General features: G+C 73.1%; 14 protein-coding genes. 3 read left to right on the plus strand and 11 right to left on the minus strand.

All coding sequences use genetic code 11. The features are described 5' to 3' along the window. Positions 1-43: 43 nt before the first annotated feature. Positions 44-2164, minus strand: coding sequence for a type IIA DNA topoisomerase subunit B (locus tag J7F03_RS25270; protein WP_214953236.1), 2121 nt, complete (start codon positions 2162-2164; stop codon positions 44-46). A gap of 447 nt (positions 2165-2611) precedes the next feature. Here J7F03_RS25270 and J7F03_RS25275 point away from each other — a divergent pair, with 447 nt between their 5' ends. After that, positions 2612-2848: a hypothetical protein gene (locus tag J7F03_RS25275; RefSeq protein WP_112449103.1), complete on the plus strand. Its 237-nt coding sequence runs from the start codon at positions 2612-2614 to the stop codon at positions 2846-2848. A 167-nt stretch (positions 2849-3015) separates the two neighbouring features. On the opposite strand, the gene J7F03_RS25280 is transcribed toward J7F03_RS25275, so the two are convergent. From J7F03_RS25280 to J7F03_RS25310, 7 genes are all read right to left on the minus strand, one after another. Beyond that, positions 3016-3975, minus strand: a complete 960-nt coding sequence (locus J7F03_RS25280; protein WP_214953238.1) for a trypsin-like serine protease — start codon at positions 3973-3975, stop codon at positions 3016-3018. A 117-nt stretch (positions 3976-4092) separates the two neighbouring features. Further along, positions 4093-5670 carry an RNA polymerase sigma factor gene (locus J7F03_RS25285; RefSeq protein ID WP_308379958.1) on the minus strand — a complete coding sequence of 526 codons (1578 nt, stop codon included), beginning with the start codon at positions 5668-5670 and terminating at the stop codon, positions 4093-4095. A 556-nt stretch (positions 5671-6226) separates the two neighbouring features. Next, positions 6227-7168, minus strand: coding sequence for a FadR/GntR family transcriptional regulator (locus J7F03_RS25290; protein ID WP_308379959.1), 942 nt, complete (start codon positions 7166-7168; stop codon positions 6227-6229). Positions 7169-7319: 151 nt separating this feature from the next. Next, the gene (locus tag J7F03_RS25295) at positions 7320-9140 is read right to left on the minus strand and encodes an ATP-binding cassette domain-containing protein (protein WP_214953242.1); all 1821 of its coding nucleotides are present in this window, start codon (positions 9138-9140) and stop codon (positions 7320-7322) included. Between the two features lie 173 nt (positions 9141-9313). After that, positions 9314-10060, minus strand: coding sequence for an NUDIX domain-containing protein (locus J7F03_RS25300; protein ID WP_214953244.1), 747 nt, complete (start codon positions 10058-10060; stop codon positions 9314-9316). 126 nt (positions 10061-10186) lie between these two features. Further along, positions 10187-12196, minus strand: coding sequence for a glycogen debranching N-terminal domain-containing protein (locus J7F03_RS25305; protein ID WP_214953246.1), 2010 nt, complete (start codon positions 12194-12196; stop codon positions 10187-10189). A gap of 257 nt (positions 12197-12453) precedes the next feature. After that, a complete protein-coding gene (locus J7F03_RS25310; RefSeq protein WP_214953248.1) occupies positions 12454-13731 on the minus strand; it encodes a DUF4192 domain-containing protein in 1278 nt (425 codons plus the stop codon). 153 nt (positions 13732-13884) lie between these two features. Between J7F03_RS25310 and J7F03_RS25315 the strand changes: the two genes are divergently transcribed. Together J7F03_RS25315 and J7F03_RS25320 are read left to right on the plus strand one after the other, a co-directional pair. Then, complete coding sequence (locus J7F03_RS25315) at positions 13885-16044, plus strand: RecQ family ATP-dependent DNA helicase (protein ID WP_214953250.1); 2160 nt, start codon at positions 13885-13887, stop codon at positions 16042-16044. 215 nt (positions 16045-16259) lie between these two features. Further along, positions 16260-16889, plus strand: a complete 630-nt coding sequence (locus tag J7F03_RS25320; protein WP_214953252.1) for a hypothetical protein — start codon at positions 16260-16262, stop codon at positions 16887-16889. A gap of 160 nt (positions 16890-17049) precedes the next feature. On the opposite strand, the gene J7F03_RS25325 is transcribed toward J7F03_RS25320, so the two are convergent. From J7F03_RS25325 to J7F03_RS25335, 3 genes are all read right to left on the minus strand, one after another. After that, complete coding sequence (locus J7F03_RS25325; protein WP_214953254.1) at positions 17050-17724, minus strand: hypothetical protein; 675 nt, start codon at positions 17722-17724, stop codon at positions 17050-17052. 49 nt (positions 17725-17773) lie between these two features. Then, positions 17774-18484, minus strand: coding sequence for a ribonuclease HII (locus tag J7F03_RS25330; protein ID WP_214953256.1), 711 nt, complete (start codon positions 18482-18484; stop codon positions 17774-17776). A gap of 101 nt (positions 18485-18585) precedes the next feature. Further along, entirely contained in the window at positions 18586-19188 is a 603-nt protein-coding gene (locus tag J7F03_RS25335) for a TetR/AcrR family transcriptional regulator (protein ID WP_374104387.1), read from the minus strand. Positions 19189-19244: the final 56 nt, after the last annotated feature.

The raw sequence follows: 19244 nt of genomic DNA on the forward strand, positions 1-19244 counted from the left end.
TGTGCCAGGAGCCCGGAGGTGCCACCGGGGGCGCCGGCCTCGGTCAGGCGTCGATCCGCGAGCGGTCCAGGGTGGCGGCGGAGCTGGTGATGAACTCCTTGCGCGGGGCCACCTCGTTGCCCATGAGCAGGTCGAAGACCGACTCGGCCGAATCCAGGTCGCCGATGTTGATCCGGCGCAGGGTGCGGAAGCGGGGATCCATGGTGGTCTCCGCCAGCTGGTCCGCGTCCATCTCGCCGAGACCCTTGTAGCGCTGGATCGAGTCCTTGTAGCGGATGTTCTTGCGCTGGTACTCCAGCAGCGTCGTGCGCAGCTCGTTGTCCGAGTACGTGTAGACGTACTTGTCCTGGCCCTTCTTCGGCTGGACCAGCTCGATCCGGTGCAGCGGCGGCACGGCGGCGAAGACCCGGCCCGCCTCGACCATGGGGCGCATGTACCGCTGGAAGAGCGTGAGCAGCAGGCAGCGGATGTGCGCGCCGTCCACATCGGCGTCGACGAGCAGGACGATCTTCCCGTACCGGGCGGCGTCGATGTCGAAGGTCCGGCCCGAGCCGGCTCCTATGACCTGGATGATCGCCCCGCACTCGGCGTTCTTGAGCATGTCCGAGACCGACGACTTCTGGACGTTGAGGATCTTGCCGCGGATGGGCAGGAGCGCCTGGAACTCCGAATTGCGCGCGAGCTTCGCGGTGCCCAGCGCCGAGTCGCCCTCGACGATGAAGAGCTCGCTGCGCTCCACGTCGTCGCTGCGGCAGTCGGCGAGCTTGGCGGGCAGCGAGGAGGTTTCCAGCGCGGTCTTGCGGCGCTGCGCCTCCTTGTGCTGGCGGGCGGCGATCCGGGTCCGGGCGGCCGCGACGATCTTCTCCATCACGGAGCGGGCCTGCTGCTTGTCGTCCCGCTTGGTGGAGGTCAGGAACGCCTTGAGCTCCTTGGCGACGACGGCCGCGACGATCCGGGTGGCCGCCGAGGTGCCGAGCACCTCCTTGGTCTGGCCCTCGAACTGCGGCTCGGCGAGGCGGACGGTGACGACCGCCGTCATGCCCTCCATCGCATCGTCCTTGACCACGTCGTCCTCGGCCACGCGCAGCAGCTTCGCGGAGCGCAGCACCTCGTTCACGGTCTTGGTGATCGAGCGCTCGAAGCCGGAGATGTGGGTGCCGCCCTTGGGGGTGGCGATGATGTTCACGAACGACTTGACGTTGGTCTCGTAGCCCGTGCCCCAGCGCAGGGCGATGTCCACGCCGAGCTCGCGGGTGACCTCGGTGGGGGTCATGTGGCCGCGGTCGTCGAGGACCGGGACGGTCTCCTTGAAGGTGCCCGTGCCGGTCAGGCGCAGGACGTCGCAGGCGGCCTTGTCCTGGGCGAGGTACTCGCAGAACTCGCTGATGCCCCCGTCGAAGCGGAAGGTCTCCTCGGTCTTGCCGGCCCCTTCCAGGGCGCGCTCGTCGCGGACGACGATCGTCAGGCCGGGGACGAGGAAGGCGGTCTGGCGGGCGCGCTGGTAGAGCGTGTCCAGCGTGAGCTTGGCGTCCTTGAGGAAGATCTGCCGGTCGGCCCAGTACCGGACCCGGGTGCCGGTCTTGCCCTTGGCGATCCGCTTGACCTTGCGCAGACCGTTGGCGGGGTCGAAGGGGCTGTCGGGGCCCTGCTCGGTGAACATTCCGGGGACGCCGCGGCGGAAGCTGATGGCGTGCGTGGAGCTGCCCCGGTCGACCTCGACGTCGAGGCGGGCGGAGAGGGCGTTGACCACGGAGGCGCCGACGCCGTGCAGACCGCCGGAGGCGGCGTAGGAGCCGCCGCCGAACTTTCCGCCGGCGTGCAGCTTGGTCATGACGACCTCGACGCCCGAGAGGCCGGTCTTGGGCTCGACGTCCACGGGGATGCCGCGGCCGTTGTCCCGGACCTCCACGGAGGCGTCCTCGTGGAGGATCACCTCGATGTGGTCGCAGTACCCGCCCAGGGCCTCGTCGACGGAATTGTCGATGATCTCCCAGAGGCAGTGCATGAGGCCACGGCTGTCGGTGGACCCGATATACATGCCGGGGCGCTTGCGGACGGCCTCGAGGCCTTCGAGGACGAGCAGGTGCCGCGCGGTGTAGTTGGAGCCGTCCCGGTCTGCTCCGGTCAGCAGTGCGCTGGAAGGCACGGACGTGTCGGCGGTCACGCAGTTCGCTCCTCGCTGAATTTCTTGGTCTGGCCCGGTCGGGCGCAGGGGTGGCTCGGCTGCCGCTGGAAGGGTACCGAGGCCTGGTAGAGCCGATGCAACGCCACCCCACGCCCTTCGTCAGCCTAGTCCAGATGCGCACGGGTGTTCGATCCCCCGTGGGGGTGAAGGAAACATCACGTTCCCTTCCGCGCATGAACCATTTAGTGTTCGGGCACGTCCTCATGAACAACCGGCACTCAGCCGGAGAGGGCAGAACTGCTACAAGCGAACGACCTGACAACGCGAAACCGTAAAGCAACGCAATACGGCTCCTTCGCCGCCAACCGGCAACAGCCGGCCAGCTTCGGAAGGAAGTTTCGAGGAAAAGCCGCGAGCGGGAACGTTTTCGGCCTGGTTGGATGTTGACCCTGGTACGACAGCTCGTCGAGCTAGAGAAGAGGCGACGTGACTACTGTTCTGACACCCGCGACCCCGCTGACGGCCGCTGACCGATGCGACCGTTGCGGCGCCCAGGCATATCTGCGCGTCGTCCTGCTCAGCGGTGGTGAACTGCTCTTCTGTGCCCACCACGGGCGCAAGTTCGAGCCGGAACTCAAGAAGATCGCCGCGGAAATACAGGATGAGACCGAGCGGCTCACGTCCGCTCCGGCGGCCAGCGCCGCCGAACCCGAGGACCGCTGACACAAGGCCTGTACCTCGCATCCGACGAGCCAGGACCGGCCAGGCCGGTCGACGGGCGGTTCCCCTGAGACCCAGGGGAACCGCCCGTCCTCATGCCCGGCACCGGGACCGGCCTCGACGTTCCCGCGTCCGGTCCCCGGCCGGGCATCTCCGGATCCGGGACGGCCTCAGCGCCGCAGCGCCGGCCGGCTTCCCGGCGAAAGGCCCCTTCCGGGCCCCTGAGCGGGCTGTACGCCCTCCCCCAGGCCCGCGCGGGCATCTGGACGTACGCGCCTCCCCTGACCCACCTCCGGGCCGGTGGTGAACTCGGCGACGAAGCCGAGCAGCGGTGCGATCCGCGTGTACACACCCGGGCTGTCGGCCCGCCCGCAGCCGCGCCCCCAGGACACCACCCCGATGAGCCGCCCCTCGGCCACCAGCGGCCCGCCGCTGTCGCCCTGGCAGGCGTCCTTGCCGCCCTCGCGGTCTCCCGCGCACACCATGGAGTCGGCACGGTACTGTCCGTCCGCGTCCCCGGGGTACGCCCCCGCGCACACCTCGTCCGCCAGGACGGTCACCCGTGCCGCCCGCAGCGCGTACGCGTAGTCACCGAATCCGCTCGTGTCGCCCCAGCCGTACACGGCGGCGCCCGTCCCCGCGCCGTACGCCGGATGCCCCGGGCCGGCCATCGCCAGCACGTCCTGCGGCGGCACGGATTCGTCCAGCTCCAGTACGGCCAGGTCGCCGGCGTTGCTCTTCGGGTCGTAGCCGGGGTTCACCCGGGCGGAACGCACCGCGATCTCCCGCCCCTCGGCGGCACGCAGCTCCGTACGCCCGGTGATCACCCGGAAGTCCCGGACGGAGTCCACCGGGCCGCCGAGCACCTGGCGCGCCAGGCAGTGCGCCGCGGTCAGCACCTTGGTCGGGGCCACGAGCACACCCCCGCAGAACTGCCCGCCCCGCGTACCCCCGAACCGGTCACGGCTCGCGAGGGCCACGACCCAGGGGGCATCGGCCACCTTCACCGGCTTTCCGCCGATCACCACGCTGTCCGCCGCGGCTCGCGGCGCCTGGCTCAGCGGCGCCGCCGCCGCTCCCGCCACCAGGGTCAGCGCGCCCGCCAGGACACGGGCAAAGGGACGACGCATGAGGCCTCCTGACTCCGAGTGTGCATGACTCCACCCAGAGTGGGTCGCCCGGTGGCCGTGCGCACCCGCGCGGCCACCGGCGACGACCCGCGAGGAACCGCTCGCCGCCGGTCCGGATCAGTCCAGGTAGTCGCGCAGCACCTGGGACCGGGAGGGGTGACGGAGCTTCGACATGGTCTTCGACTCGATCTGGCGGATGCGCTCACGGGTGACCCCGTAGACCTTGCCGATCTCGTCGAGGGTCTTGGGCTGGCCGTCCGTGAGGCCGAAGCGCATCGAGACCACGCCCGCCTCGCGCTCGCTCAGCGTGTCGAGCACGGAGTGGAGCTGTTCCTGCAGCAGCGTGAAGCTCACGGCGTCGGCCGGGACGACCGCCTCGGAGTCCTCGATGAGGTCACCGAACTCGCTGTCGCCGTCCTCACCGAGCGGGGTGTGCAGGGAGATGGGCTCTCGGCCGTACTTCTGGACCTCGATGACCTTCTCGGGGGTCATGTCGAGTTCCTTGGCCAGCTCCTCCGGGGTGGGCTCGCGGCCCAGGTCCTGGAGCATCTGGCGCTGGACGCGGGCCAGCTTGTTGATGACCTCGACCATGTGGACCGGGATGCGGATGGTGCGGGCCTGGTCGGCCATGGCACGCGTGATCGCCTGCCGGATCCACCACGTGGCGTACGTGGAGAACTTGTAGCCCTTGGTGTAGTCGAACTTCTCCACCGCGCGGATCAGGCCCAGGTTGCCCTCCTGGATCAGGTCCAGGAAGAGCATGCCGCGGCCGGTGTAGCGCTTGGCGAGGGAGACCACGAGGCGGAGGTTGGCCTCCAGCAGGTGGTTCTTGGCGCGGCGGCCGTCCTCGGCGATGATCTCCAGCTCGCGCTTGAGCTTGGGCGCCAGCTTGTCGGAGTTGGCGAGCTTGTCCTCGGCGAAGAGACCTGCCTCGATGCGCTTGGCGAGCTCCACCTCCTGCTCCGCGTTGAGGAGGGGGACCTTGCCGATCTGCTTGAGGTAGTCCTTGACGGGGTCGGCGGTGGCGCCGGCCACGACGACCTGCTGGGCGGGGGCGTCGTCCTCGTCGTCCGAGATGACGAAGCCCTTGTTCTCCCCGCCTTCCTCGTCCTCGTCGGCCTCGGCCTTGGCGGGACCGTCTTCCGCGGTCTCCTCGTCGGCCGCCTCGTCGGTGTCCTTCTTGGAGGCGGTCTTCTTCGCCGCGGTCTTCTTGGCCGCGGCCTTCTTGGCGGGCGCCTTCTTGGCCGCCGTCTTCTTCGCCGCCGTCTTCTTGGCGGCGGGTTCGGTCGCGGTCCCCTCCGCGAGGGCGTCCGCGGTCTCCGGGGCCTGCGCCTCGGCCTCAGGGGCCGCCACGTCCGCGGCCGGCGCTGCTGCCGCCTTCGCGACCGCCTTCTTGGCTACGGGCTCGGTGGCCGTCCGCTTGACGGGGCTCTTCGCTGCGACGCTCTTGCGGGTGGCGCGCTTCGGCGACTCCGCGGCACTGACCATCAGCGTCACACCCTCTTCCTCGAGGATCTGGTTGAGGCTGCGCAGAACATTCTTCCACTGGGTCGCAGGAATCTGGTCAGCCTCGAAGGCCCGACGCACGTCATCGCCGGCGATCTGCCCCTCGGCCTTGCCCCGCTCGATGAGCGCCATCACAGACTCGGAATCGGCGATCTCCGGCGGGAGCGTACGGGATGTGCTGGCCGACACGAACAACCTCTCGGAACGATGGAAACGGCTTCCGACCCCGGGCCTGGTGGTGCTGGACCGGAGCCGACGACCACCGACTGGGGATGGGCCGGGGGCGCGGGCAGGGGCCGGGGAGCTGTACAGCACCCGCAAGGGCTGCTGTCTTCCCTCCGTCGGCCATCACCTCTTAGGTCATCGCGTGACCTCGCAGAGCGTTACGCCCAATCTTCGTGGCCCGAGTCACACCCCGTTTGATGCCATGCCGGTCATACCGTGATTTGTGTACGCCCGGCGTGTCCGAACACGCCCCGTTTCGCGGGCCGGACGACTACCCGGAACCGGCGTCCCGGCGGTCGCGGGCCGAGGGCCGGGGCCGAGGGCCGGGGCCGAGGGGCGAGGCCGAGGGGCGAGGCCGAGGGGCGAGGGTCCGGGCGCGGGCGCCGCCGGACCCTCCCCCGGACTCCGCCCGGGGGCTCTCCCGGGGCCGTCCGGGGGCACCCCCTGGGGGCCGGCGAAGGGCTGGCGGACCTCGGCGCCTCCGTGAGCGTTCCCGTGTGCGGCCCCGTGCGTGCGCCCGTCAGTGCTCGCGCGGGGCGGGGACCACGCGCTCGACCTCCGGATGCACCGTCAGAAGCTGGCGCATGGCGTTCTCCGCGCCGATCGCGTCACCGGCGGCGAGGGCCTCGACCATGCGCGCGTGGTGCGCGACGCAGGTCTCGCTGGGGCGGTCGCAGGCGACGATGGGGCTGCCGGACACCTGGAGGGCGGCGGAGACGATGCCGGAGAGGTGCTCCAGCATGCGGTTGCCCGCGACCTGGATGAGGAGCGCGTGGAACTCGTGGTCGGCGCGAGCGAAGGTGATCGAGTCACCCTGGCCGAGCGCGTGCCCCATGATCTCGACCATGTCGGCGAGGCGCTGCTGGATGTCCGGGCGGCCGTGTCCGGCGGCGAGGCGGGCGGCGAGCGGTTCGATGGTCCAGCGGAGTTCGCCCAGTTCGCGGCGCTGGTCGTCGCGCTGCGGGCCGAAGGCGCGCCACTCGATGATGTCGGGGTCGAGCAGGTTCCAGTCGGCGACCGGACGGACCCGGGTGCCGACGTTGGGGCGAGCGCTGACGAGGCCCTTGGCCTCGAGGACCCGCAGTGATTCGCGGACGACCGTGCGGGAGACTTCGAAGCGCTGGCCGATCTCCTCGGGGACCAGCGGGCGGTCCGCTCCGAGGTCGCCCGAAACGATCATCTGGCCGAGCTGCTGGACGAGTTGGCCGTGCAGTCCGCGGCCGCGGCTGCCTGCCGCGCGGCGGCCGACGCGGCTCAACTCGACGTCGGATCCGTCCCAGTGGGGCACTCCCACACGGTCGGCCCCGGAGGCCTCCGGGTAGGGGTAGCGGTCGAGTTCGCCCGGGCCGGCGAGGCCGGAATCGGCGTGGCGGGCGGCGGTCATCATGGTGTGCGCAAGGGTACTCACGAATCCTTTGTCGGCCGTGCTTCCACGACCCTTGAGGTCTTTGCTGAAAAGCACACGAAAGGGTGATCGGTGCCACCTACTCAATTGACGACTTATCGTAAAGAACCGGGCCTTTTGCGGGGAGTTGCGATCTTCGGTGCGGGATGTGAAACGCATCGGTCCCGTTGGGCCCTTCTCCGGCATCGGAACGATCACCAACGATCCTTCACAAACGGACGCGGCCGCGCAGTCCTGTGAACCCATAGGCGCACAACAGGACCATCAGCGACAACACCAGCGCCGTGCCGACCGGTTGGGCCATCACACGAAGTGCCCCGAGGACCAGACGGTCGGCCTCCGGAGGCCACTGCGCCCAGGCGAGGCCGCGCAGCCGCTCCGCGAGTCCGGTCACCGGGTACGCGGACGGCCCGTCCACCGCCTTGCGCACCAGCGGTACGACCATCACCGGCACGGCGAGCACCGCGGCCAGGCCTGCGGCGGCCGACCGGAAGACTCCGGAGGCCAGGACGCCGGACCAGGCGCAGCCGACGAGCAGCCCCGCCCAACTCGCGGCCGGGGACACCCACTCCGCCGGGGTGCGCAGCGGGCCGCCGCCGAAGACCAGCGCCAGGGCTGCGGCGTCGGCGGTCACGGCGAGGGCGCCGACCAGGAGCGCGAGGACGGCGCTGACGCCGAGCTTCGCGGTGAGCAGCCCGAGCCGGCGCGGGACGGTGCCGCGGTCCGCGGCGAGCGCGGGATAGCGGTACTCCTCGCCGAAGGCCAGGGCGCCGAGCAGTCCGGCCCCGAGAGCCGCGGGCGGCAGTGGGAGCAACTCCGGCCAGGCGGCGAGCAGACGGTTCTGCCCGGTGTCGCCGGCCCGGGCCAGCACCAGCGCCGTGACGACGGAGACGGCGACGACGAAGGCGGCGGTGAGGACGGGGGTGGCGGTGCCGAAGACCCGGTGCAGTTCGTAGCGCAGGGGCCGCAGCGGGCCGCCGAGCCGGCGCACGGTGGAGGCGGGCCGGCCGGAGCGGGCGCGCCGGGGGCGCGAGCGATAGCGGCCGTGGCCGTCGCCGGCACCGCCGGGCTCGGCCGGCGTCCCGCCGGCGTCCGCCGCCGCGGCCCCGGCGCTGGCGCCGGATGCGGCTCGGGCGCGCGGCAGAGACGCAGGCGCGCCCGCGTCGCCGGTCTCGTCGGCGAGTTGATGGACGAGCACGCCGTGCCGGAAGGCCGCCTCGCCGACCTCCGCGCAGTTGCTGCCGTACACCGACAGGCGACTGCCGCTCTCCTCGACGATCTCCACGGCCCGCTGCGCCGCCCGGGCCTCGCGGCCCAGTACGTCGGCCAGCCGGGCGGCGTGCGGGGTGCGCACGGCCACCCGCGGCCGCAGCCGGGTCCGGGCGAACTCGGCGGCGTCCTGGTCGGCGACGAGCCGTCCCGCCTCGATGCTGACGACCCGGTCCGCGCTGCGCGCGGCCTCCTTGGCGTCGTCGGTGGTGAAGAGCACCGCGCCGCCGAGGGAGGCGTGGCCGCGCAGCAGCCCGTGCAGCCAGCTCCGTTCGCGGGGCGAGAGTCCGGCGGCGGGCTCGTCGAGGAGGAGCGTGCAGGGGTCGGCGAGCAGCGCGGCGGCCAAGGCGACCCTGCGCTCCATGCCGAGCGAGAGCGAACCGAGCCGCTCGTCGCGCAGACCGGCGACGCCGACGACCTCCAGCATGGTGTCGGCCCGGGAGGCCGGCACCCCGGCCGCGGCGCAGAGCATCCGCAGCTGGCTGCGGACGGTGCGCGACGGATTGCCGGGGAGGTCTCCGAGGAGTACGCCGACCTCGCGGCCCGGATGCGGGATCCGGTGCAGGGGGCGCCCGCGGAAGTAGGTGACTCCGCGGCCCGGTTCGAGTTCGAGCATGAGCCGCAGCGCGGCGGTCTTGCCCGAGCCTGGGTCGCCGAGCAGCGCGGTCACGGTCCCGGGGTGGGCCTCGAAGGTGAGGTCGTCCACGAGGGGTGGAAGGTTTCGACGGGGGGTGCTGGTGAGTCCGATGGCCTGGAGCATCGCTTCCCTCGCGGGGGGTGAGACCGCTCTGCGGCAGGATGAATACCGCTAACAAGATAACGCGATATGTCCGATTTTCGGCGCACCTGGCACTGAGACTCGTCTGTGTCGGCCCCGGCTCGGAAGCCGGCCCGGCTCCCCACCGGGCCGCTCCGGGCCCGGTTGTCGGTGGGTCAGACTTCCGGGCGCAGCATCGGCGGGTTGAGCAGCGTGGCCCCGCCGGCCCGGAACAGCTGGGCGGGGCGGCCGCCCTGACGGGTCGTCGTCCCCCCGGCCGGCACCAGGAACCCGGGGGTGCCGGTGACCTTGCGGTGGAAGTTGCGCGGGTCGAGGGCGACGCCCCAGACCGCTTCGTAGACCCGCCGCAGCTCGCCGACGGTGAACTCGGGCGGACAGAAGGCGGTGGCCAGGGAGGAGTACTCGATCTTCGAGCGGGCCCGCTCGACTCCGTCGGCGAGGATCCGCTCGTGGTCGAAGGCGAGTCCGGCGCCGGCCTGGCCGGCGGCGGACAGGAGCTCGTCGACGGGGGCCCAGCGCGCGCTGTTGGCATCGCCGCCGGCCCGCGGCGCGGGCAGGTCCGGAGCCAGCACCAGGTGCGCCACACTGACCACGCGCATGCGCGGATCCCGCTTCGGATCGCCGTAGGTCGCGAGCTGTTCGAGATGCGCCCCGTTGCCCACCTCGGGAGCGGTCGGGTCGTGGGCGCACAGGCCGGTCTCTTCGGACAGCTCGCGGGCGGCGGCCGCGGCCAGGTCCTCATCGCCCCGCACGAATCCGCCGGGCAGCGCCCAGCGTCCCTGGAAGGGCTGCTCACCCCGCCGGACCACCAGCGCGCAGAGCGCGTGGCGCCGCACGGTGAGCACGACCAGGTCGACGGTGACGGCGAAGGGCGGGAAGGCCGACGGGTCGTAGGGCGACATGCCGCGATCATAGTCGTCTGCCTGACGATAAACAGAGCTTTGGTGATCCTCGAGCCGCGGAACCGGAAGCCGCGGCCCGTCACCCTGACCGGAGCACTCGGGCCGGACTTGAGCGCGCGGCGCCCGCTAACCGCCCAGTTGGAGCGCATCGGCCGCCTCCTCCACCATGCCGAGGCCCAGCCGGCTGATCCTGACGGCAAAGGGTTCTCCCGAGACCCGCAGCCCGGAGAGGCGCAGCCCGCCGAGCGGAGCGCCGGGGAGCGGGGCGAGGGCCACCGTGCCCGCCGGGGCGTCCGGCCGGATTCCGGCCAGGGCGGTCAGGACGTGGATCCCGGTGGCGGCCGCGACCGCCGCCGGGCGGCAGGCCGCCGGATGCGGAAGCGGAGTGCTGCCCGCGGTGCGCTGCGCTGCCGCATACATCTCCGGGAGGCGGTACCCGAAGCCCTCCGCGGCGTCCAGCAGGCCCCGGAGCAGTCCGGTGGCCTCCTTCTCGAAGCCGGCCTGGGCCAGTCCGGCCACGGCGACCGCGCTCTCGTACGGTCGCACCGCACCCGAGCGGTAGCCGAACGGGTTGTGCCCCGGCTCGCGGACCGCCATGCTCCGCAGCCCCCATCCGGAGTCCATGCCGGGGGCTCCGAGCAGCCGGGCCAGCTGTTCGGTACGGACCCGGTCGAGAAGTCCCGGCGCGAGCCGGCCCCCGCCGAGCAGCCCGGTGTCCAGCAGGTGCGCCGCGGCCCCGGTCAGCCGGGGCAGCGGCCGCCCATCGGGATGCAGGGCCGCCGCGGGCCGGCCGCCGTCCGGGCCGTCGACCCAGAAACGCGCCGCGAAACGCTCCCGCAGGGCGGCCGCCCTGTCCCGCCACTCCTCGGCTCCGGGCCGCCCGCACCCGGCGAGCAGGTCGGCTCCGAGCAGCGCGGCCCGATGGGCGTGGGCCTGGGTTTCACAGCGGCGCGGCCCCGGCTCGGGGTCGGCAAGGAAGCCGTCCTCCCCCAGCGCGCCCCGCAGCCACTCCAGGCACCGCTCGGCGGCCGGAAGCAGCTGGGCCACCTCCGCCTCGGGCATCCCCCAGAGCCGGGCTTCGGCGAGCACGGCCGGGAAGGCGAGCGTCGCCTCGGTCCCGGTGCAGCCCGGGGGCAGCTGAGGCCCGGCCCCGCGCAAGGGTCCCGGGATCTTCCCGGCGTCGGCGCCCCGGCCGCCCGCCTGGGTGCGGCCCAGGACGCGCAGGGTCGAGGCGGCCAGCCCTGTGCCGAGCGGGAGTGCCATGCGGGCGGCCCACAGGGATTCCGCCGGGGCCAGGCCGAGCCGCCACGGCACCCCGGCCGCCGCATAGGCGTCGGCGGGCTCCTTCGGGTCCCTGAGCAGCAGCGCGCCCAAGTCCTGGACGCTGGTGCGGAACCAGGCCTCGGCCCTCGGGTCGTCGCCCTCCGCGCGGGCGTCGTCGGCCAGGGGATTGGCCACCTGCCCGGCGGGGGCCCGTGCCCCGCGGTCCCCGGTGGTCCGCAGCTCGATGGTGCGGGACTCGCCGGGGCGCAGTTCGAGCTGCCAGCGCAGCAGTCCGGCCGAGGCGACCGCGTCGTCCGGAGGCGGCTCGGCGGCGGTGACGGCCTGGGCCTCGCCGCTGGTCCAGCGCAGCCCGGCTGCGTGCACCGCGGCGGGCAGCTCCGGACCGGACCGGCCGGCGGCCACCTCGGCCAGCTCCGCCAGGTCGGTGCCGAGCAGGACCTCGACGGGGATCCGTAGCAACCGGGCGGTGAAGCTGCGCAGGGTGATCCGCTCGGTGCCGTCGGCGTGCCGGACCCGCTCCACCCCGACATCGGGGTCGGGCCCGGCCTCGGCCCCGGTCCGGACGGTCGCGGTGAAGGCGGCCCGGTCGGCGCCGAGGCTGCGCCCCTGCACGGCGACGGGGTCCCGGCCGGCGACGCGCAGCACGCAGCGGGACAGCAGCCGGCGCCCGGAGCGGTATACCCCGTCAATGCCGCGCCCGGTGAGCTGGCCGTGCTCCGGCGAGACCACCAGGCACGGCGCCGCGACGCAGATGACGGCGCCGTGCACGGGCGGCAAGTCGGACCTGCGGGAGGGCGGAAGGAAGGGAGGAAGGGAGGGAGGTACGCGGGCGGGGGGTACGGGGTGAGACATGCGTCGCCTTGTCTGCGCTCCGGTCGGGTCGGCTGGGCGGCGGCGCGGCCGGGCCCCCACCACTCCCCAGGGCAACGCCCCGGGCCCCGCCCGGGTCACGGGCCTCGCTGGGGGCTGCGCCCGCCGGAGGTACGGCCGCCCTGCCGGCCGTCGGCACAGGACGGCGACCGCCGGACCCCACGCCCACCGCCCGGGCCACCCGGCCCTGCCGCGCTCCCGGCCCCGGCCCTGATCCCGGACCCGGCTCCGGACCCGGTTCACAGCCCGCTCCCCGCGGTGCGGCCGGACTCGCGGCGGGCCGTCCGGCTCCGACGGCCGGGCGGCCTGGTGGAACCCCGTCGGGAGCCGGCCGACAGGCGTCCCCGGCGCGGCTCCCGCCGTCGCCGCTCCTCCCGCAGGCACTGCCTCAGCCCTTCCGGGTCGATCCCCTCGTTGCAGGCGTGGTGGAGCAGCTGCGCGAAGCGGTACTCGTCGTCCGCCCGCAGCGCCAGCCCCAGCGCGACCCGGGCGGTCGGCTCGTCCCCGGTGGACCAGGAGACCCAGCCGGCCAGGGTGAGCGGGGCCGCCGCGTGCTCCGCGTAGGCCCCGACACAGCGCCGGGCCAGCGCCCGCCACAGCCGCAGCGCGGGAGCGGCCTCCTCGTCCTCCATCCACTCGGCTGCGATGTCGCGGATCTCGCGGTCCTGGAGGCCGAGGATGAGCGAGGCGGCTTCCTCGTGGCCGAGCAGCGCGTCGTCCCAGTCGTCGGCGCGGGTGCCGCCTTCGACCGGCGGAGCGAGGGTCATGCGCTGCATCAGCGCCCGGGCGAGCAGGACGGTCTCGGCGCCCACCTCCTCCCGGGTGGCCCCGTCGAGGATCTTCGGCACGAGGGCAACGGCCGCCCGGTCCAGGGCCCCCTCCATCTCCTCGGCCACCTTCCCACGCAGCGGGATCAGCCTGCGCTCGATCTCCCGGAGGGAGCCCCGCACCCGCAGCCCCGCGAAGGTGGCCGCGGCGGCCATCACCGAGGTGCCGGGCGCGGCCAGCGCGCTTCCCTCGGCGGGACAACAGCGCTCGTCCGGGCAGCAATAGGACCAGTACCGCCCGGCGGAGAGGCACAGGGCCTCCAGCACGGGAACGTCCAGGGCACCGCAGGCCAGCCGGATCCGCTGGGCGAGCGGGCGCAACCGGGTCATCACCCGCTGCCCGCCCTCGTCCCCGCACGGGTCCTGGCACAGGAAGACGATGATGCCGTCGGGCTTGCTACCGCGCCGCACACTGCCTCGGATCAGGCAGTCGGCGACCTGCCGGGCGGTGTCCTCCCACTCCGCGGAGGTCAGGGGGAGACCGACCCGGAGCCGGCCCCCGAAGCGGCCGCCCTCGCCGTGGACGGCGACCATGACGAGGGAGTCGGTCGGGTGGAAGCCGAGCATGTAGGGCAGCGCGTCGGCCAGTTCGGCCGGGCTGCGCAAGGTGATCCGGGGCGCGTCGGCGGCTCCGGAGGGGCCGGGGGAAGGCCCGTCGGACGGGGTGTGCGCTTCGTGGTTGTTCGTCATGTCCCGAAGGTCCCGTGCGCGATCGGATCGGGAAACCCCTGTGGATAACTCCGGAGCCGACATCGAACGGACCTCGAACAAATCCACCCTTCAACATCCACAGGCCCAGAGCGGCATTCGCGGTATGTCGGAGCCATCGGGTTGCATGGGGGCATGAACGCAGACCTGAGGTCCTCGGCCGACTCCGTACTAGCCCGTCTCGTGGGCGATCCCACGGGGACCGCGCGGCTGCGCGAGGACCAGTGGCGCGCGATCGAGGCCCTCGTCGCGGACAAGCGCCGGGCCCTGGTGGTGCAGCGCACCGGCTGGGGCAAATCCGCCGTGTACTTCGTCGCCACCTCGCTGCTGCGGGCGAGCGGCGCCGGCCCCACGGTGATCGTCTCCCCGCTGCTCGCGCTCATGCGCAACCAGGTGGAGGCCGCAGCACGGGCCGGGATCCACGCCCGGACCATCAATTCGGCCAATCCCGAGGACTGGGAGTCGATCCAGGCCGAGATCGCCGCGGGCGAGGTCGACGTCCTGCTGGTGAGTCCGGAGCGGCTCAACAATCCCGACTTCCGCGATCAGGTGCTTCCCAAGCTCTCCGCCGCGACCGGTCTGCTCGTGGTGGACGAGGCCCACTGCATCTCCGACTGGGGGCACGACTTCCGCCCCGACTACCGCCGCCTGCGCACCATGCTGGCCGATCTCCCGCCGGGGGTCCCCGTCCTGGCCACGACCGCCACGGCCAACGCCCGCGTGACCGCCGACGTGGCCGAGCAACTGGGCACCGGGGCCGGGACGGACGCGCTCGTCCTGCGGGGTCCCCTGGACCGCGAGAGCCTCAGCCTGGCGGTGCTCACGCTGCCCGACGCGGCGCACCGGCTGGCCTGGCTCGCCGACCACCTCGGCGATCTCCCCGGATCCGGGATCATCTACACCCTGACCGTGGCCGCCGCCGAGGAGGTCACCGCATACCTGCGCCACCGAGGGCACACGGTCTCCTCGTACACCGGCAAGACGGAGAACGCCGACCGCGAGCAGGCCGAGAACGACCTCCAGGCCAACCGCGTCAAGGCCCTGGTCGCCACCTCGGCCCTCGGTATGGGCTTCGACAAGCCCGATCTCGGTTTCGTCGTGCACCTCGGCTCGCCCTCCTCCCCCATCGCCTACTACCAGCAGGTCGGCCGCGCCGGCCGCGGCGTGGAGCACGCGGAGGTCCTGCTGCTGCCGGGCCGCGAGGACGAGGCGATCTGGCAGTACTTCGCCTCCGTCGCCTTCCCCCCGGAGCAGCAGGTGCGCCGCACCCTCGAGGTGCTGGCCGATGCCGGCCGGCCGCTGTCCCTGCCCGCCCTGGAGCCGCTGGTCGACCTGCGCCGCACCAGGCTGGAAACCATGCTCAAGGTCCTCGACGTCGACGGGGCCGTGCACCGGGTCAAGGGCGGCTGGACCTCGACCGGCGAGCCGTGGGCGTACGACACCGAGCGCTATGCCTGGGTGGCCCGGCAGCGGGCCGCCGAGCAGCAGGCCATGCGGGACTACGCGGCGGCCACCGGCTGCCGCATGGAGTTCCTGCGCCGCCAGCTCGACGACGAGGAGGCCGCGCCCTGCGGCCGCTGCGACAACTGCGCGGGGGCCCGGTTCACGGCGGAGGTCTCCTCGACCGCGCTGGACACCGCCCGCGGGGAGCTGGGCCGGCCGGGCGTCGAGCTGGAGCCCCGCAAGATGTGGCCGACGGGTCTCGCGTCGGTCGGCGTCGACCTCAAGGGGCGGATCCCGGCGGGCGAGCAGGCCTCCACGGGACGTGCGCTGGGTCGGCTCTCCGACATCGGCTGGGGCAACCGGCTGCGCCCGATGCTCGCGCCGGGGGCGCCCGACGAGCCGGTTCCGGACGATGTCGCGCAGGCCGTCGTGGCCGTCCTGGCCGACTGGGCCCGCGGCCCGGGCGGCTGGGCCTCCGGGGCCGCGGACGCGCCCGCCCGGCCGGTCGGAGTGGTCTCGCTGCCCTCGCGCGGCCGCCCCCGGCTCGTCGGCTCGCTGGCCGCGCGGATCGCGGAGGTCGGGCGGATGCCCCTGCTCGGCACGATCGCCTACACGGACCAGGCACCGGAGTTCGGCCTGCCCTCCTCGAACAGCGCCCAGCGGGTGCACGGCCTCCACCAGGCTTTGACCGTTCCGCCGGAACTCGCCGCGACACTGAGGGAGACGGCTGGTCCGATCCTCCTCGTCGACGACCGCGCCGAGAGCGGATGGACCCTCGCGGTCGCGGCCCGGCTGCTGCGGCGGGCAGGTGCCAAGGAGGTGTTTCCGCTGGTACTGGCGCTTCAGCCGTAGCCGAATGAGTCATCTTCGGCGTGGCGGGGCAAGGATATGAACGGCATACCGGCGAATTCCGGTCGACGGCGTCAATTGCTCGTTGCCGCATGCTCACGGGCCACGCGAGAATTGCAGTGCTCCCGCTCGGCTCGACGGCACCCTCCTGGGTCGCGCCGCGGCGTGCCCGCACTCCAGCCGTGCCCGTTCGCGGGCGTGTACCCGAAGGGAGGACCGTGACCTTCGGATTCGCCCCGCCCTCGACCACGTCCCTGACCACGGCCACCGGCGGCGCCAGCCGGCACGGCAGGCTGCTGGAACCCTCCGAGTGGACCGCGTCGGGCGTCCCCCTGCTGCGCAATCCGCGCGAGGTGGTCAGCGGTCTGCACTCGCGGCACAGCCCGGTGCCGTCCACCGCCGTGATAGCCGTGCTCGGACCCGAGGAGCGGCTCGTGGCGAGCGCCTCCTTCGTGCAGCGCTCGGTGTCGGCCGACGGCTGGGAGTACCGCAACGCTCTGCTCTCGCGCCTGCGCCGGGTCATCCCGCACGACCTGCGGCGGCGTACCCCGGTGCGGACCGTGGTGCTGCTGTACTGCCGCGACGGCGACGAGCGGTGGACCGAGGAGGACGGCGCCTGGATGTGGGGGCTGCGGGACGCCTGCACCCTGCACGGGCTGCGCTGCGGCGCGTACATCACGCTGACCCGCGGCGGCTGGCAGGTCCTGGGCGAAGGCCGCGGCGGCCGCCGGCCCACCTCGGCCTCGCGGCCCGAGCGCCTCGGGGAAACGGCTGGCGAGTTCGCCCCGCTCGCCCTGCGCACCGGGGGCGGAGCGGCGGATGCCCTGCGCCGCACCGCCGCGCGCTGAAACCCGTAGGAGCACCGGTCCGGCAGGGAACACCGGGTGCGCGCGGGCACGCCCAACGGCCGTACACCCGGGATCGGGCGTACGGCTGGTCAGGCCTCGGACTTCGGCAGGGCCGGCTGTTCGCCCGCTCCGCCCCTCGACCGCGCGGGGCTACAGGGCGTCAGACGCCCGCACCCAGCACGGAGTTGATCTGCTGCGGTTCGCCGCACACGATCAGCAGCGCACCGGCCCGCGCGAGCGCGACAGGCAGGGTCGCGGCGGCCGCGTCGGCCGGTCCGCCGTTGGCCGCGAAGACCACGACGGGACGGCCGGCGGCACGCTGCGCCTGCGCCGCGTCCGCGTAGAAGACGTCGTCTCCGGCGGCGTGCAGGGCCCAGTACGCGGCCTCGCCGAAGGACAGTTCGTGCGCGGCCCACGGGTGCGGGTCGCCGGTGGTGAGCACCAGGATGTCGCCGGGCGCGCGCCCGGTGTCGAGCAGCAGGTCCACGGCTTCTTCGGCCGCGTCCAGCGCACCCTCGGCGGACGCCGGGATCAGCTGGACCTGCGGTACCGCCGCCGAGACCGACGGTGCGGTGGCGGCTGCGGGAACGGGTCCGGGGGTGGCCTGCGGCGCACGCTGCACGGGCGGTGCGGGCGTGGGAGCACCTCCCGCGCGGCTTGCCGCTGCGGGGGAGGGACCGGGGCGTCCGGGCCGGGGCACGGCGGCGGGACGCGGACCAGGTACGGGACGGGGGGTCTGCGCGGTGCGGCTCGCGGCCGGCGTGACGCGGGGACCCTGGGCACTCTCGTGAATCTGAGGCTCCTCGGGGCGGGGGTGAGAGGCAGGAGTTGACATCTATCAAACACCGGTACGAAACGTACCGGCTGGTGGCACGTGCGTGCGATCAGAAATCGAAGCCGAGTTGGCCTCCGTTTTCCAGCTCCGTCGCTTCCTCGCTGCGGCGCACCTTCTTGAGGTGACGCCAGCGGGGCAGCGCGTCGAGGTAGGACCACGAGAGCCGGTGGTACGCGGTCGGCCCCATCTCCTCCAGCGCCGCCCGGTGCACGGGCGAGGGATATCCGGCGTTGGCGGCGAAAGCGAAATCCTCGATTCCGCCGCCCTGTTCACCGATTTCGGCCATCATCCGATCGCGCCGGACCTTGGCGATCACCGAGGCCGCGGCGACGGCGACACAGGACTGGTCGCCCTTGATCACCGTCCGGACCTGCCAGGGCACACCGAGATAGTCGTGCTTGCCGTCGAGTATCACCGCGTCGGGCCGCACGGGCAGCGCCTCCAGGGCGCGCACCGCGGCCAGGCGCAGGGCGGCGGTCATACCGAGCTCGTCGATCTCCTCCGGGGAGGAGTGCCCCAGGGCATAGGCCGTGACCCAGTCCTCCAGGACACCGACGAGCGCGTCGCGTCGCTTGGGGGTGAGCAGTTTCGAGTCGGTGAGTCCCGCGGGCGGCCGGCGCAGACCGGTGATCGCCGCGCATACGGTGACGGGACCGGCCCAGGCCCCTCGTCCGACTTCGTCGACCCCGGCGATGACCTTGGCGCCGGTTGTCGCTCGGAGGGAGCGTTCGACGGTGTGAGTGGGTGCTTCGTACGGCATGGCGCCAGCCAGGTTACGCCGCCCCGGGCCGCCTGCACACCCCGACCCCTCCCTGGTTCCGCCCCGAGCCCTCCCGGGGCACCCCCGAGCCCCTGCCCGTCTCACACCCTGAGCAGCGGCACCATGACCTCGTCGATCATCTCGGCGATGTCCGCGTCCCGCCATTCGCTCCCGCACACCTTCGCGCGGTACATCATCATCGCCGGAATGACCTCCACGAGAAACGGACCCGTCGCGTCCGGCCGGACGTCCCCGCGGTCGATTCCGCGGCGCACCAGCTCGCCGATATGCCGGTGCGCCGGCTCGTGCAGCGCGGACCAGATCAGGCCGTGGAACCGGCCCGCATGACTGGGGTCGCACTCGTGAAGCACCACATGCAGCGCCTGCCCGGGCCGCGAGCGCATGACGTCCCGTATCCGCACGCACAGCGCGTACAGGTCCTCGCGCACCGATCCCAGGTCCGGGATCTGGCCGAGCGGCGGCAGCCGGGTCCGCAGGGCGTCGGCCACCAGGTCCGCCTTCGAGGGCCAGCGCCGGTACAGCGCCGCCTTCCCGGTGCGCGCGCCGGAGGCCACGCCCTCCATGGTGAGCGCGTTCCAGCCCACGGCGCCCAGCTGCTCCAACGCGGCGTCGAGAATCGCCCGTTCGAGCTCGGGCCCGCGCCTGCGCACCCCGGGCGCCTGTGACCAGCGCGAACCCATCACTCCCGTACCTCCGCCCGGTTCGCGCGACCTTCGCACGCATTTTCAGCCTTAGTGAA

Source organism: Streptomyces sp. ISL-43 (genome assembly GCF_018614195.1).
Classification (GTDB): domain Bacteria; phylum Actinomycetota; class Actinomycetes; order Streptomycetales; family Streptomycetaceae; genus Streptomyces.